Raw genomic sequence first — 13,410 nt, 5'->3', positions numbered from 1 at the left:
GCGCGTACGGGCCCGCCCGCCCGTGTGGCCGGGCGGGAGACTCGTCGCACTGTATCCACGGGCCCGTGGGGGCCCGGTCGAGTCCCGCTCAACGCTGCGGGACCCGGCCGGGAGGGGGCCCGTGCCCCGCCCCCGGCGGATGGGCCGGGCCGTGGCCGGGTACGGGGGCCGGGTGGTGGTCCGGCACGATCTCCGTGCCGGTGCCCCCGTCGGTGAAGACCTGCGCCAGGACCGCGTGCTCGACCCGGCCGTCGATGACGCGGGCCGTGCGCACGCCGTTGTTCACGGCGTACAGGCAGCCCTCCGCCTTGGGGATCATCCCGGCGGAGAGGCGCGGGGCGAGCGCCGTCAGTTCGGCGGCGGTCATCCGGGGGACGACCTCGCCGTGCGGCCAGTCCGCGTACACGCCCTCGACGTCCGTCAGGACCAGGAGCGTCTCGGCCCCGAGGGCGGCGGCGAGGGCCGCGGCCGCCGTGTCGGCGTTGACGTTGAACACTCCTCCCCCGGCCGCGTCCTTGGCGTCCTCGGACCGGGCGACGGAGGAGATCACGGGGATCCGCCCGTCCTCCACGAGGGTCCGCACGATCCCGGTGTCGACGCGGGCGACCTCGCCCACGCGGCCGATGTCCACGGCCTTGCCGCCGGCCTCGGCGTAGTGCCTGACGGCGGTCATCAGGCGGGCGTCCTCGCCGGTCAGGCCCACGGCGTGCGGGCCGTGGCCGTTGAGCAGTCCGACCAGCTCGCGCTGCACCTGCCCGGCGAGCACCATCCGGACGACGTCCATGGTCTCGTCGGTGGTGACGCGCAGGCCGGCCTCGAAGCGGGACTCCAGGCCCAGCCGGTCGAGCTGGGCGCCGATCTGCGGGCCGCCGCCGTGCACCACGACCGGCTTGAGGCCGGCGTGGAGCAGGAAGAGGACGTCCTGCGCGAAGGCCGCCTTGAGCCGCGCGTCGACCATGGCGTTGCCGCCGAACTTGATGACGACGGTCCGGCCCCGGTGGCGCGCCAGCCAGGGCAGCGCCTCGGCGAGGACGCGGGCCTTGGACAGGGCGGTGCGCTCGGTGTGCTCGGTGTGCTCGGCGGGGGTGGAGGAGCAGGAGCAGGGGGCCGCCGGGGGCGGGGGTGAGGGCGGTGCCGGGGGCGGTGCCGGGGCCGGGGCCGGTGCCGGTGCCGGGAGGAGGGGAGACGGAGGAGCGCTCATGAGGCGTACTCGCTGTTCTCGTGGACGGGGTCGGCGGGGTCGTACGCGTGCGCGGCGGTCTCGTGGACGCGGGTGGCGTCGTCGTGGACGTGCGCGGCGGTGGGGCGCGCGGCGGTCACGGTGCGGTTCCGGTCGTGGGGAGGCCCAGCGCCTCGGGGAGGCCGAGGGCGACGTTCATGCTCTGGACGGCCCCGCCCGCGGTGCCCTTGGTCAGGTTGTCGATGGCGCTGATCACGACGATCCGGCCGGCCGCCGGGTCGAGGACCGCCTGCACCTGCGCGCCGTTGGAGCCGACGACGGACGCCGTGGCCGGCCACCGGCCCTCCGGCAGCAGCCGGACGAACGGCTCGTCGGCGTACGCCTTCTCGTACGCGGCGCGGACGTCCTCGGCCGTGGTGCCGGGCCGGGCGGCGGCGGAGCAGGTGGCGAGGATGCCGCGCGGCATGGGGGCCAGGGTCGGGGTGAAGGAGACGGTGACGGGCCGGCCGGCGGCGGCGGCGAGGTGCTGCTGCATCTCGGGCGTGTGCCGGTGGCCGCCGCCGACGCCGTACGGCCGCATGGAGCCCATGACCTCGCTGCCGAGCAGGTCGGCGCGGGCCGCCCGGCCGGCGCCGGAGGTGCCGGACGCGGCGACGACCACCGCCTCCGGCTCCGCGAGCCCGGCCGCGTACGCGGGCAGGAGCGCCAGCAGGACCGCGGTCGGGTAGCAGCCGGGGACGGCGATCCGCCGGGCGCCCGCGAGGGCGGCCCGGGCGCCGGGGAGTTCGGGCAGGCCGTAGGGCCAGGTGCCGGCGTGGGGCGAGCCGTAGAACCGTTCCCAGTCGGCCGCCCGCGCGAGGCGGAAGTCGGCGCCGCAGTCGACGACGAGCGTCTCCTCGCCCAACTGCTCGGCGAGCGCGGCGGACCGGCCGTGCGGCAGGGCGAGGAAGACGACGTCGTGGCCCCGGGCCGCCTCGGCGGTGGTGGGCAGCACCTCCCGGTCGGCGAGCGGGGCCAGGTGCGGCTGGAGGTCGCCCAGCCGGTGCCCCGCGCCGGAGTGCCCGGTCACCGCGCCGATCTCCACCCCGGGATGGGCCAGGAGCAGGCGCAGGAGCTCGCCCCCCGCGTATCCGGTCGCTCCCAGCACGGCCGCTCTGACGGACATGGACCCTCCTGGTCGACGGGCGTGCGGTGGTTCCGCGCCCCGCATCAGCGGGTGCGCGGGGCCGAGTCGCAGAACTCGGCGCTGAGGATGGGGAGGAGGTCGTCCGCCCGCCAGTCGCTGTTGTAGTTGAACGTGAACTGGCGGCGGCCGTCCTCGGTGAGCGCGACCATCGAGAGCCAGCCGACCGTGCCGCCGTCGCGGTACCAGACGGTGGTGCCGCAGCCGAGCGTCAGCCGCTCGATGCCGAGGCCGTAGGCCGCGATCGGGACGTCGGGGTTGACGACGGTCGTCTTCATCGCCCGGAGCTGCTCGGGCGGCAGCAGGGCCCCGCGCATCAGGGCGCCGTAGAACCGGTTCAGGTCCGCCGCGCTGGAGATGATGTCGAGGTTGCCCCAGTTGTGCGAGCCGTTCAGCTCGGTGACGTCCTCGATCCGGTCGGGCTGGGTGAGGAAGTAGGGCTTGGAGTAGCCGCGGCCGCTCGGCCGGGGCAGGTGGACGCTGTCACCGGGGGTGGTCGTCGCTGTGAGGCCCAGGGGCTTGACGATGCGGCGGCGCACCTCCTCCTCGTACGTCCTGCCGCCGGCCTTCTCGACCACCATCGCGGCGATGACGTCGTTGGTGTTGGAGAACCCGTGCCGGGTGCCGGGCGGGAAGAGCGGCGGGTGGGCGAGGGCCACCCGGACGCGCTTGTCGTGCGGCATGGTCTCGTAGCGGTGCGCGAAGAACCCGTCGCCGAGGACGTACGTGTCGACGTACGCGGCGTCGGAGAAGTAGTCGGGCAGACCGCTCGTGTGGTTGAGGACCTGCCGGACGGTGATGGCGCGGCCGTCGTTGCCGTTGCCCGTGACCAGGCCGGGGAGGTGGCGCTCCACGCTGTCGTCGAGGTCGAGCTTGCGCTCCGCCTCCATCTGGAGGAGGACCGTGGCCACGAAGGTGCTGGTGAGGTGCCCGACGCGGAACCGGTCGTTCTCGCCGCGCGGTGCGCGCGTGGTCAGGTCGCCGACGCCCGCGGCGGTCTTCCAGACGCCCCGGGAGTCGCGCGCCTCGGCGGTGATGCCGGGGATGCCGGCGGCGACGGCGGCGTCGATCGCCCGCCGCGTCGCCTCGTGGCCGCCCGCGGCGGGCCCGGTCGCCCGCGACGCCTGGGCGGACCCCGTGAAAAGGGTGGCCGTCAGGGCGAGGGCGAGGAATCCGGCCGTCGCCGTTCCCGGTCTCTTCCGCATCGTCCGCATCGTGTTTTCCCCGTTCTGAGAATCGTCTGAGGGAGGCCCGTCGGGCCGGTTCCGCGTTTTCGGGAACACCGGCGGCGGGGCGATTCGCCCGTGCCGCGCACGCATTGATCGACAGGGGCCGCGAAAAGGCGGCGCCGGGCCGCGACGGCCGAATCCGACCGGGCCGAGGACGTCTTTCCGGCCGGAAATCACCGAATGGAGAAGGGCGCCCGGTCCACGGCGGCTGCGCCGGCCTCGCGGCGTCCTGTCGACGGTACATCTCGTTGGCCGATTCCGTATCCCCGTACGGGCTCGAACGCTGCTCCGGCGCCGTTCCAGCCGGGGCGACGAAACTTCTCGCCGGACATGTGGACCCTTCTCATGGAGGCATGATGGCGCGTCAGGCCGGTCGGACCGCGGGGTCGTACGACGGTCCGGAGGACCCCCTTCCGCAGACCGCGACGCAGTCCCCGGCCCCGTCCCCGGCACAGCCGCCGGCACAGGTCCCGGCGCGGCGGCCGCGCCACGACCGGCAGGTGCTGACGACCAGGGTCGGCCTGCAGATGCCGGTCTCCATGGCCTACGACGAGTGGGAGCGGACCGGGCTCCGGCTCGCCGGGGTCGTCGACTCCTCCTGCTGGTGGCTGGGCGACTGGCTCGTCTACGGCAAGGACCACTACGCCGACCGGTACCAGCGCGGGATCCGCGCCGTGGGCCTCTCGTACCAGACCCTGCGCAACTACGCCTGGGTCTCGCGCCGCTTCGGCCTGGACCGGCGGCGGTCCGCGCTGAGCTTCCAGCACCACGCCGAGCTGGCCTCCCTGCCGCCCGAGGAGCAGGACGCCTGGCTCGACCGGGCCGAGCGGCTGCGGTGGACCACCAAGCAGCTGCGCGGCGCCCTGCGCGCCGGGCGCGGCACCGAGCGGCCGGCGCCCGCCGCCACCGCCGGGCCGAGCGGGCGCCTGGAGCTGCCCGGCGGGCGCCTGGAGTGGTGGCACAGGGCCGCGGAGCAGGCGGGGATCGGGTTCGAGCAGTGGGTGACGAGCGTCCTGGACAGCGCGGCCGCGGACGCGCTGGACGGGCCGGCGGAACCACGGGACGAACGGCCCGGGGCCTCTCTCGGGAGCGTTCCCGGGATCGCTCCCGAGGCCGTTCCCACGCCCGTTCCCACGCCCGTTCCCGAGGCCGTTCCCGGGGCCGCCGAGACCTCCGGTCAGACCCTGGTGGCGGCGGCCGTCGCCGGCTGACCCCCGGCCGGACGGGCCGTGCCGGCGCGCCCTACAGGCGGCCCATCAGCCCGGCGGTCTCCCGCTTGTACGTGCACGCGCTCTGCCCGAACGACTCCCGCACCCGCTCGCGCACCTCGCCCGGCTGCTCCTGGCTGAGCTTGAACATCCCCTCGACGCCGGTGACCGTGACGCTGAAGGCCCCGGCGGCGGGCACGATCTTGCGGAAGTAGCCGAGCGACTCGGTCATGTCCCAGCCGTCGCCGAAGTCCTTCTCGAAGGCGCGGACGGTGGACTCCACCACGCTCAGCGTCTCCTCGGCGGAGCCGAGCATCCTGACCACGCCCCGGACGTGCACGGCGGTGAAGTTCCAGGTCGGGGCGGCCGGGGACTTCCGGTACACGGTGGGCGAGACGTAGGAGTGCGGCCCGGTGAAGGTCAGCAGCAGGACGCTGCCCGTCTCCAGGGCCTTCCAGTGCGGGTTCGCCTTGTTCATGTGCCCGAGCAGCGTGGTCCCGCGCAGGTCCCCGGACGGCTCGGCCGGGGCCTCGGGATCGAAGATGACCGGCAGGTGGGTGGCGAAGGGGCCGTCCTCGGAGCCGCCGTTGGACACCGCGAGCGCCAGTGGATTGTCGCGGATCACGTCGACCATCCACGAGCTGTCGGGCTCGCGGTAGAAGCTGGGTACGAACATGCGGATTCACCTTTCGGTATTTCCCTCGGGGCGAGACTCCGGCTCGGGACGCGACGGGGCGAAAAGCCCCGGCACGAGGTCCACTCAAGCCGGACTTGTGGAGTTCTCGAGAATCCGGGCCGACCCTAACGACGTCCTGTCGACGGGACAACGCTTACGGGCCCCGAGCGGCTCCAGCGGTCTCCTGATTGCCTTCATGTCGTCTTCGAGTCGCCTTTGAGTTGCCTTCGAGCGACTTTCACCAGCAGACTGCAGAGCGGTCTCTCGGGCCATCGGCCGAGTTTTCCAGACGTCATCGGGAGAATTTCCATGGGCATAAAGGGCAGGCGCATCCAAGAGATTCACGACGTGGTCGGCATCGGGTTCGGCCCGTCCAACCTGTCGCTCGCGATCGCCTTGGAGGAGCACGGCGAGAGCACTCCCGGGCGTCCGGTCACGTCCCACTTCTTCGAGAAGCAGCCGGCGTTCGGCTGGCACCGCGACATGCTGCTGCCGTCGGCGACCATGCAGATCTCGTTCCTCAAGGACCTGGTCACCTTCCGGAACCCGCTGTCCCGGTACAGCTTCGTCTCGTTCCTGCACGCCTCGAACCGGCTCGTGCAGTTCGTGAACAACCAGGACTTCTTCCCGACCCGCCAGGAGTTCCACCAGTACCTGGAGTGGGCGGCGGCCGGTCTCGGCGACCGGGTGTCGTACGGCACCGAGGTCACCGCGATCCGGCCCGTGACCGAGGACGGCGGGGACGGCCCGCCGGACCTCCTGGAGGTCGAGGTGCGCGACGGCGACGGCGCCGTCCGCGTGGTCGCCGCGCGCAACGTGGCCGTCTCCACCGGCCTGGTGCCGCGCCTGCCGGACGGCATGGGCGGCCACGAACGGGTCTGGCACAGCTCCGAGTTCCTGAGCAGGTTCAACGCCCGGGACCCGGAGGAGCTCCGGCGGGTGATGGTGGTCGGCGCCGGCCAGAGCGCGGCCGAGATCACCCGGTTCCTCCACGACGCGCTGCCGCACGCAGAGGTCAGCGCGGTCATCCCGTCGTACGGCTACTCCATCGCCGACGACACCCCCTTCGCCAACCAGGTGTTCGACCCCTCCGCGGTGGACGAGTACTACTTCGGCACCGACCGGGCCCGGGACTCCTTCTGGCGCTACCACCGCAACACCAACTACTCGGTGGTCGACGCCGACGTCATCCGCGCCCTGTACCAGCGCTCGTACGAGGAGCAGGTGCGCGGGAGCCGGCGGCTCCACTTCCGGAACCTGACCCGGGTCGACGGGGTGAAGGGCGCCGGGGACGAGACGCGCGTGATCCTGCGCTCGCTGCTCGACGACACGGTCGAGGAGACGGCCGTGGACGCCCTGGTGTTCGCCACCGGGTACGACGGCCTGGACCCGGCCCGGCTGCTGGGCGGGTTCGACCGGTGCTTCGAGCGCGACGCGGCGGGCAAGCACCGGGTGGAGCGCGACTACCGGCTCGTCAGCGCCTCCGGGATGACCTGCGGGGTCTACCTCCAGGGCGGCACCGAGCACACCCACGGCCTGACCTCGGCCCTGCTGTCGAACATCGCGGTGCGCAGCGGCGAGATCGCCGACTCGATCGTGCTGCGGCGCACCGAGCGGGAGCTGGGCCGCGCCGGCTCCGCGCAGAAGGCGTCCTCGGCGGCCTGAACCGGCCGGTCCGGAACCACCGGAGGGTGGTCCCGGACCGGCCGGACGACCGGGCGGGCGGGTCGGACGGCCCGCCGGGCGGATCAGGCGGCGGCTTCGGCCTCCGCCGTACGGCCCCCGGCCGCCCGCGGGCGGGTGAGGCACTCCTCCATGTACGCGAGGCAGTTGTCGCGGCTCTCCTCGCCGAACACGATCCGCCAGCCGGCGGGCACGTCGGTGAACGAGGGCCACAGGCTCTGCCGCTCCTCGCCCGCCAGCACGTAGAACCGGGTCCCGGCGTCCCCGGGCGGGTTGCTGCTCATCGTTCCACTCCCCTTTCTCTTCGTCACACGTCACCGGCCGGGTCAGCGGCCGGGGTCCTCATCGAAGGAGTCGTGCCATGCGCGCCAACCGTCCGGCCGGCGGGTTCCGCCCGGCGCCCAGCGGTCTCGTCCGCCTGCGGTTCTCCGACGCGGCGGACCTCGGGCGCGCCGAGGCCGCCTTCCGGGCCGGACCGGCCCCGGTCCTCGGCGACGCGTGGAGCGATCCCGAGGCGCTCGCCCTGACGATCCGCGGCGAGGCGGCGGTGGAGACGGTGCGGGCCGTGCTCGGGGTCCTCGACGCCGCCGCGCTCGTCCCCGAGGCCTTCACCGTCCACTCGCACGAACTGGACGACGTCCTGGCCTCGTTCGGCGCCCTGTCCTGAGGCGGGGTGCTCACGCCAGGTCGTCGCGCGTCACCCGGCGGTGCGCGACGCGCCACGTGCCGGGGGCGCGGACCAGGACGTCCTCCATGGCGTACACGTACAGGACCGGGGGTCCGCCGCCGTGCGGCGCGGCGTGCACGAGGGCCGAGCAGCGGGTCCGCAGCGTGCCGTCCTCCCGGGGCCGCACGTCGAGCATGCCGACCCAGTGGTCGAGGCGGCCGTGCGCCCGCCGCCGGGCCGCGCCGGCGCGCACGTAGCGGCCGAGTCCGGAGCGGGCGGCCAGGGGCGGGGCCGGGGAGGGGAGTTCGATGACGGCGTCCTCGGTGAAGGTCTCGGCCCAGCGTCCGGTGTCGTGGGTGTCCAGGATCTCCATCTGGCGCGCGTAGAACCGCTGCACTTCGGCGTACAGGGCGGGGAACCCCTCGTTCCGGAGCGGGTCCCCCTCGGTGCGGACCAGTTCGACGGTCATGAGTCTGCCTCCGCTTCCGGCCGTGGCCCGGGGTGCGGGGCCGGCCGAGGGGACCCGGATTCGGTGCGGACAGTCTCCGGCGGCCGGATCGAGGATCCTTCAAAGACCCCTCAAGCGCTCCCGTGGCGGTCCCGTCCCGTCGCCCGGCGGGGGGCGGGGGTCAGGCGCTCGCCGCCGGGAGCACGAGCCGGCGCGGGGCGGCCCGGCCCCACGGGAAGCCGTGGTGGAGGTGGACCGGGGGCGGGCGCACCCCGTCGACCTCCAGCGCGACGGCGGCCAGCACGTCGGGGACCGGTTCGAACTCCAGGAACCGCCAGCGGGACGCCGAGTCGTCCTCCGGCGGCCGGAAGCGGAGCACGCCCCGGTCCTCGGCGAGGGTGAAGGCGAAGGAGTCGAAGGGCAGTCCGAGGCCGAGCCCGCGGGCCTTGGAGTACGCCTCCTTGAGCGTCCACAGGCGCAGCACCCGCTGGTCGCGGGGGCGGCCGGGGGCCAGGCGCGCGATCCAGTCGCGCTCGGCGGGGGTGAAGGTGCTCACGATGGTGGACAGGCCCACGTCGGAGCGGTCGAGCCGCTCGACGTCGACCCCGATCCGGTGCCCGCGGGCGACCCCGAGCAGGTTGTACGTCTGCGAGTGCGAGAGGTTGAAGTCGAGGGCGTCGCCGCCGCGCGGCAGGCCGCCGGCCGGGGTCTGGAGGTGGGGGCGGCCGCGCGAGGAGCGCCAGATGACGGCCTCCGCCTCGGGGATGCCGGTCTCCAGGGCGAGGACGCGGCGCACGAGCGCGTGCGCGACCAGGTACTGCCGGCGGTCGCGCTCGAAGAGGAAGCGGCCCGCGATCTCCTGCTCGTTCTCGTCCAGCCAGTGGGTGCAGAGGGTGGCGGCGACGGCGGGCGCCAGGTCGTCGTTGGGGCAGAACCAGAGGTTGACCGGGGGCGTCCGCTCCTCCGCCGGCGCGGTCGCCGCGCTCATCCGCCCTCTCCCGCGCCGGGGAGCCACAGCGGCGTGCGCAGGAACGCGGAGGGCGGCAGCGGCACCGCTACGGCGCCGGGGCCGGCCGCCGGTTCCAGGGCGGCCCAGTCGGCGTCCACCCCGGCCAGCCAGAGGTCGCGCAGCTGGGGCAGCCGGCGGGCCTCCCAGAGTCCGGCGAGGTAGGCGCGGGTCTCGGGCACCGCGCCCAGGCCCAGCGGGTCGGCCGCGCCGCCCCGCAGGTCGGCGACGCCCCGCATGGCGCCCGCGGCCAGTCGTTCGAGGGCGGCGGAGAGTTCGGCGAGGTCGTGGACGAGGACGGCGAAGCGGCAGTCCATCGGGGCCCGCCCGGTCCGCAGGGAGCGGGCGAGGACGGCGAGCGGGGGCGCGTCGCGCCCGGCGATCCGCCCGAGGAGCCGGGCGGCGGTGGCCGCGAGGTGGGCGGGGGTGGGGGCGGACAGCAGGACCAGTTCGCCTTCGGGGGCGGGGGTGGCGGCGGTCGTGCCGGGGGCGGAGGTGGCAGCGGTCGTGCCGGGGGCGGTCCGTGTTTCCGGACCGCCTGCTTGGTTCGGGAGTTCGGGGAGGTCGGGGCGTTCGAGGGGTGCGGGCAGTTCGGCGAGCGGGGGCGGCTCCGGGCGGAACTCCTCCAGGATCACGTGGGCCTCGACCCCGCCCGTCCCCCGCAGGGTCGCCGAGGCGCGTCGCGGCTCCGGTCCCGACCGGGTCCAGGGCTCGGCCTCGGGGCGGTCCGGGCCGGGCAGCAGGACGCGGTGGCGCAGTTGGAGCACGGCGCGGGTCAGGACGGCGACGCCGGTGGCCGCGCCGGCGTCGCCCACCGAAGCGGCGGCCGTCCCCGCGTCCTCCCGGAGTCCGGGCTCCTCCGCCCCGGGCCCGGTCCGGCGCAGCGCGGCCCGGGCCAGGCGCCGCGGGGCGTCCGCGCCCCCCGTGTGGGCGACCGCGCCGCCGAGGACCACGGCGTGGACGGTGTCGCCGTCGGCCAGGGCCCGGCCGAGCGGCTTCAGGAGCAGCGCGCCCGCGCACTCCCCCGCTCCGGGGCGGCGGCTCGCGGGGTGCAGCAGCAGCTGGGCCCCGCCCACGAGCGCGGCCTCGCACTCACGGCGGCGCAGGGCGGCGAGGGCCAGGTCGAGGGCGACGAGCACGGAGGACTCCGCCGTGTCGACGCTCTGGCTGGGGCCGGTCAGGCCGAGCAGGCCGGAGAGCCGGTTGGGCAGGCTCCAGTGGCCCCGGCGGGGCATGGCGCGGGCGCCCCGGGCCCAGGCCTCGGCGGCCAGCAGCGCGTAGTCGCCCGCGCTCGCCCCGACGAAGACGCCGACGCTGCGCGGGGTTCCGTCCGGCGCGGTCAGCGCGTCGAGGCGGCCGCCGGTGCAGCCCGCGTCCTCGAACGCCTCCCAGGCGGTCTCCAGGAAGATCCGCTCCTGAGGGTCCATCAGGGCCGCCTCGGCGGGCTCGATCCCGAAGAACACCGGGTCGAAGTCCTGCACGCGGTCCAGGTAGTGGCCCGTCCCGGCACCGCCGCCGCCGGGGCGGTCCCGCGGGAGCGGGCCGGGACCGGCGGCGCGTCCGGCGCGCAGCCTGCGCCAGAGGGCGTCCGGGTCCGGGGCCCCGGGGAAGCGGCCGGAGACGCCGACGACGGCCACGCGGCCGGTGTACGGAGCGTCGTGGGCCTCCCGGGTGCCTCGGGGGTCACCGGTGCTTCGGGTGCCTTCGGTGCTCCGGGCCTCCCCGGCGCCTTGGACGTCCCGGAGGTCCCGGAGGTCCCGGGTGCCCCCCGTCTCCTCGGTCTTCTCGGTCCCCCCGGCCGTACCGGGGTTCGGGACCGGGGCGAGGGACGGGACCGGGGCAAGGCCCGAGGCCGGAGGCGGCACGGGCGCCAGGACGGGCGCGCTCCCCGCCCGGGACCGGTCCCGGGCCCGGCCCTCCGGCCGGCCCGTCGACCGGCCCTCGGCCCGGCCTTCCGACCAGCCCTCGGTCCGGCCTCCCGTACGGCCCCCCGCCCGTCCCTCCGCCCCCGCCGCGAGCAGGGCGGCGGCCCGGGCGCGGTCCAGGGTCCCGTCCTTGAAGCGGGTCAGTATCTCCTTGTCGTCCATCCGGACGCGTCCCTCCCTCGGACGAAAGCGCCGGCGGCGACACGGTCGCGCGCACGGCGCACCACGGCGCGCTCGCAGTAGAAAACAATCACCGCGATCGGGGGAACAGGGTTCGGCTGAATACAGAGCTCATTCCCAGGAATTGTCGAGCGTTTCTCCACCGGAAATCGAGGGAGACTCCAGCGGGTCTCCCCGGAGGGGCGCCCCGAGCGCATGAAAAAGGGCCGCCGCGATCCCCCGGGGGTGGGATCGCGACGGCCCTCCGAAAGGCCCGTGCGGGCTCAGCCGGCCTTGCGTCGGAAATTCCGGCTCTGACGGTTGAGGCCACTGGCCCCGTTGATCTTCAGACGCGCCTCGTGGTGCGCCTGCTGGGATCGGGCGTTGCGGGACTTGCGCTCCAGAGCCTCCTGGAACTTGCGCTTGGCGTCGGTCTCGGCGGCGTTGTTTTCCGGCGTAGCAGTCATGCGTTACCTCCTGGGCATGTTCTAGAGCGGTTTTATTGTGGCATCCGAGTGACCTCCCGGCGAGCCTCTTCCCGGCCCGGGGGAATACTTTTCGCCACTCGCCGGAATTTCTCGCGGACCTGATGAAGTCGACCGGCGCTCTGCCGATTCGACGTGTCTCCGGGCCTAGGCTCACGGTTCCGTCAGCGGTGCCTTCAGGAGGGAACGACCATGGGCGAGACCAAGGACCGGATCGCGGAGCTCGTCCGTGAATACCACCGGGAGCAGGCTCCCGGTCCCTTCGAACCCGGGGTCTCCCCGGTCCAGGTCTCCGGCGCCGTGCTCAGCGAGGAGGACCGGCTCGCGCTGGTCTCCGCGGCGCTCGACATGCGGATCGCCGCCGGCGTCAGCTCCCGGCGCTTCGAGCGGGACTTCGCCCGCTTCATCGGCACCCGCAAGGCCCATCTGACGAACTCCGGCTCCTCCGCGAACCTGCTGGCCCTCAGCTCCCTGACCTCCCCGCAGCTGGAGGAGCAGCGCCTGAAGCCGGGCGACGAGGTCGTCACCGTCGCGGCGGGCTTCCCGACCACCGTCAGCCCGATCCTGCACAACGGCCTGGTGCCGGTCTTCGTGGACGTCGAGCTGGGCACGTACAACACGACGCCCGAGCGGATCGCCGCGGCCATCGGGCCGAAGACACGCGCGATCATGATCGCGCACTCCCTGGGCAACCCGTTCCGGGTGGAGGAGGTGGCGCAGCTCGCCGAGGAGCGCGGCCTGTTCTTCGTCGAGGACAACTGCGACGCGGTCGACTCCACGTACCGGGGGAAGCGCACCGGCTCCTTCGGCGACCTGGCGACCACCAGCTTCTACCCGGCGCACCACATCGCGATGGGCGAGGGCGGCTGCGTCCTGACCAGCAACCTGGTGCTGGCGCGGATCGTGGAGTCCTTCCGCGACTGGGGCCGGGACTGCTGGTGCGAGCCGGGCGAGGACAACCGCTGCATGAAGCGCTTCGACCAGCAGATGGGGAAGCTGCCGCACGGCTACGACCACAAGTACATCTTCTCCCACGTGGGGTACAACCTGAAGGCGACCGACCTCCAGGCGTCCCTGGGCCTGAGCCAGCTCGGGCGCGTCGAGGAGTTCAGCGCGGCCCGCCGCCGCAACTGGGCGCTGCTGCGCGCCGGGCTCGACGGGCTGCCGGGCCTGCTGCTCCCGGAGCCGACCCCGGACAGCGACCCGAGCTGGTTCGGCTTCCTGATCACGGTGGACCCGGACGCGGCCTACACCCGGGCCGCGCTCGTGGACTTCCTGGAGTCGCGGCGGATCCACACGCGCCGCTTCTTCGCGGGCAACCTCACCCGCCACCCCGCGTACGCCGAGAAGCCGCACCGGATCGCCGAGCCGCTGGTCAACAGCGACCTGATCACGGACCAGACCTTCTGGATCGGCGTCTACCCGGGCATCACCGAGGAGATGGTCGACTACGTCGTCTCCTCGATCCGCGAGTTCACCACCCGCTCCCACTGACCCCACCGGGTCACGCCGACGGGCCGGCCCCCTCCCCGCGTGCTCGGGAGGGGGCCGGCCCGTCGTG

The 13,410-nt window shown here is 74.3% G+C and carries 14 protein-coding genes; 4 read left to right on the top strand and 10 right to left on the bottom strand.

Annotation, left to right across the window (positions count from 1 at the left end):
* Positions 1 to 88 precede the first annotated feature (88 nt).
* The 4 genes from argB to ACWGSR_RS32895 are packed head-to-tail and all read right to left on the bottom strand — an operon-like array spanning position 89 to position 3,568.
* Entirely contained in the window at positions 89 to 1,201 is a 1,113-nt protein-coding gene (gene argB, locus ACWGSR_RS32910) for an acetylglutamate kinase (protein ID WP_453572213.1), read from the bottom strand.
* Positions 1,198 to 1,320 carry a hypothetical protein gene (locus ACWGSR_RS32905; RefSeq protein WP_376233250.1) on the bottom strand — a complete coding sequence of 41 codons (123 nt, stop codon included), beginning with the start codon at positions 1,318 to 1,320 and terminating at the stop codon, positions 1,198 to 1,200. Before ACWGSR_RS32905 ends, argB begins: the two co-directional genes overlap by 4 nt.
* Positions 1,317 to 2,345, bottom strand: coding sequence for an N-acetyl-gamma-glutamyl-phosphate reductase (gene argC, locus ACWGSR_RS32900; protein ID WP_453572210.1), 1,029 nt, complete (start codon positions 2,343 to 2,345; stop codon positions 1,317 to 1,319). Before argC ends, ACWGSR_RS32905 begins: the two co-directional genes overlap by 4 nt.
* A 44-nt stretch (positions 2,346 to 2,389) precedes the next feature.
* Positions 2,390 to 3,568: a serine hydrolase domain-containing protein gene (locus tag ACWGSR_RS32895; protein ID WP_453572207.1), complete on the bottom strand. Its 1,179-nt coding sequence runs from the start codon at positions 3,566 to 3,568 to the stop codon at positions 2,390 to 2,392.
* Positions 3,569 to 4,092: 524 nt separating this feature from the next.
* Between ACWGSR_RS32895 and ACWGSR_RS32890 the strand changes: the two genes are divergently transcribed.
* The gene (locus tag ACWGSR_RS32890) at positions 4,093 to 4,803 is read left to right on the top strand and encodes an LmbU family transcriptional regulator (protein WP_453572204.1); all 711 of its coding nucleotides are present in this window, start codon (positions 4,093 to 4,095) and stop codon (positions 4,801 to 4,803) included.
* Between the two features lie 31 nt (positions 4,804 to 4,834).
* On the opposite strand, the gene ACWGSR_RS32885 is transcribed toward ACWGSR_RS32890, so the two are convergent.
* The gene (locus ACWGSR_RS32885; protein WP_376233261.1) at positions 4,835 to 5,476 is read right to left on the bottom strand and encodes an FMN-binding negative transcriptional regulator; all 642 of its coding nucleotides are present in this window, start codon (positions 5,474 to 5,476) and stop codon (positions 4,835 to 4,837) included.
* 309 nt (positions 5,477 to 5,785) lie between these two features.
* Here ACWGSR_RS32885 and ACWGSR_RS32880 point away from each other — a divergent pair, with 309 nt between their 5' ends.
* Entirely contained in the window at positions 5,786 to 7,141 is a 1,356-nt protein-coding gene (locus ACWGSR_RS32880) for a lysine N(6)-hydroxylase/L-ornithine N(5)-oxygenase family protein (protein ID WP_376233264.1), read from the top strand.
* 83 nt (positions 7,142 to 7,224) lie between these two features.
* Here ACWGSR_RS32880 and ACWGSR_RS32875 read toward each other — a convergent pair whose 3' ends face one another.
* Positions 7,225 to 7,443 (bottom strand): MbtH family protein, encoded by a 219-nt coding sequence (locus ACWGSR_RS32875; RefSeq protein ID WP_453572200.1) that lies wholly within the window; start codon positions 7,441 to 7,443, stop codon positions 7,225 to 7,227.
* Between the two features lie 77 nt (positions 7,444 to 7,520).
* Between ACWGSR_RS32875 and ACWGSR_RS32870 the strand changes: the two genes are divergently transcribed.
* A complete protein-coding gene (locus ACWGSR_RS32870) occupies positions 7,521 to 7,826 on the top strand; it encodes a hypothetical protein (RefSeq protein ID WP_376233269.1) in 306 nt (101 codons plus the stop codon).
* Positions 7,827 to 7,836: 10 nt separating this feature from the next.
* Here the strand turns inward: ACWGSR_RS32870 and ACWGSR_RS32865 are convergent, their stop codons facing one another.
* The 4 genes from ACWGSR_RS32865 to ACWGSR_RS32850 all read right to left on the bottom strand — a co-directional run bounded on the left by ACWGSR_RS32865 (position 7,837) and on the right by ACWGSR_RS32850 (position 11,831).
* Positions 7,837 to 8,295: a nuclear transport factor 2 family protein gene (locus ACWGSR_RS32865; RefSeq protein WP_376233271.1), complete on the bottom strand. Its 459-nt coding sequence runs from the start codon at positions 8,293 to 8,295 to the stop codon at positions 7,837 to 7,839.
* Between the two features lie 160 nt (positions 8,296 to 8,455).
* Positions 8,456 to 9,262 (bottom strand): 4'-phosphopantetheinyl transferase family protein, encoded by an 807-nt coding sequence (locus ACWGSR_RS32860; protein WP_376233274.1) that lies wholly within the window; start codon positions 9,260 to 9,262, stop codon positions 8,456 to 8,458.
* The gene (locus ACWGSR_RS32855) at positions 9,259 to 11,367 is read right to left on the bottom strand and encodes a beta-ketoacyl [acyl carrier protein] synthase domain-containing protein (protein WP_453572196.1); all 2,109 of its coding nucleotides are present in this window, start codon (positions 11,365 to 11,367) and stop codon (positions 9,259 to 9,261) included. Before ACWGSR_RS32855 ends, ACWGSR_RS32860 begins: the two co-directional genes overlap by 4 nt.
* Positions 11,368 to 11,648: 281 nt before the next feature.
* On the bottom strand, positions 11,649 to 11,831 hold the full coding sequence (locus tag ACWGSR_RS32850) for a DUF5302 domain-containing protein (RefSeq protein WP_376233278.1): 183 nt from the start codon (positions 11,829 to 11,831) through the stop codon (positions 11,649 to 11,651).
* A gap of 210 nt (positions 11,832 to 12,041) precedes the next feature.
* Here ACWGSR_RS32850 and rfbH point away from each other — a divergent pair, with 210 nt between their 5' ends.
* Complete coding sequence (rfbH, locus tag ACWGSR_RS32845) at positions 12,042 to 13,343, top strand: lipopolysaccharide biosynthesis protein RfbH (protein ID WP_453572193.1); 1,302 nt, start codon at positions 12,042 to 12,044, stop codon at positions 13,341 to 13,343.
* Positions 13,344 to 13,410 lie beyond the last annotated feature (67 nt).

It is taken from the genome of Streptomyces sp. NPDC055632 (assembly GCF_053618675.1).
Note: the sequence above shows the minus strand (reverse complement) of the source record. Positions and strands in the feature narration are given on the sequence as shown.

Excerpts from the sequence above, each read along its gene's own strand:
- argB (WP_453572213.1), bottom strand. The coding sequence starts at position 1,201 with ATGAGCGCTCCTCCGTCTCCCCTCCTCCCGGCACCGGCACCGGCCCCG.
- argC (WP_453572210.1), bottom strand. The coding sequence starts at position 2,345 with ATGTCCGTCAGAGCGGCCGTGCTGGGAGCGACCGGATACGCGGGGGGC.
- ACWGSR_RS32895 (WP_453572207.1), bottom strand. The coding sequence starts at position 3,568 with ATGCGGAAGAGACCGGGAACGGCGACGGCCGGATTCCTCGCCCTCGCC.
- ACWGSR_RS32885 (WP_376233261.1), bottom strand. The coding sequence starts at position 5,476 with ATGTTCGTACCCAGCTTCTACCGCGAGCCCGACAGCTCGTGGATGGTC.
- ACWGSR_RS32880 (WP_376233264.1), top strand. The coding sequence starts at position 5,786 with ATGGGCATAAAGGGCAGGCGCATCCAAGAGATTCACGACGTGGTCGGC.
- ACWGSR_RS32875 (WP_453572200.1), bottom strand. The coding sequence starts at position 7,443 with ATGAGCAGCAACCCGCCCGGGGACGCCGGGACCCGGTTCTACGTGCTG.
- ACWGSR_RS32870 (WP_376233269.1), top strand. The coding sequence starts at position 7,521 with ATGCGCGCCAACCGTCCGGCCGGCGGGTTCCGCCCGGCGCCCAGCGGT.
- ACWGSR_RS32865 (WP_376233271.1), bottom strand. The coding sequence starts at position 8,295 with ATGACCGTCGAACTGGTCCGCACCGAGGGGGACCCGCTCCGGAACGAG.
- ACWGSR_RS32860 (WP_376233274.1), bottom strand. The coding sequence starts at position 9,262 with ATGAGCGCGGCGACCGCGCCGGCGGAGGAGCGGACGCCCCCGGTCAAC.
- ACWGSR_RS32855 (WP_453572196.1), bottom strand. The coding sequence starts at position 11,367 with ATGGACGACAAGGAGATACTGACCCGCTTCAAGGACGGGACCCTGGAC.
- ACWGSR_RS32850 (WP_376233278.1), bottom strand. The coding sequence starts at position 11,831 with ATGACTGCTACGCCGGAAAACAACGCCGCCGAGACCGACGCCAAGCGC.
- rfbH (WP_453572193.1), top strand. The coding sequence starts at position 12,042 with ATGGGCGAGACCAAGGACCGGATCGCGGAGCTCGTCCGTGAATACCAC.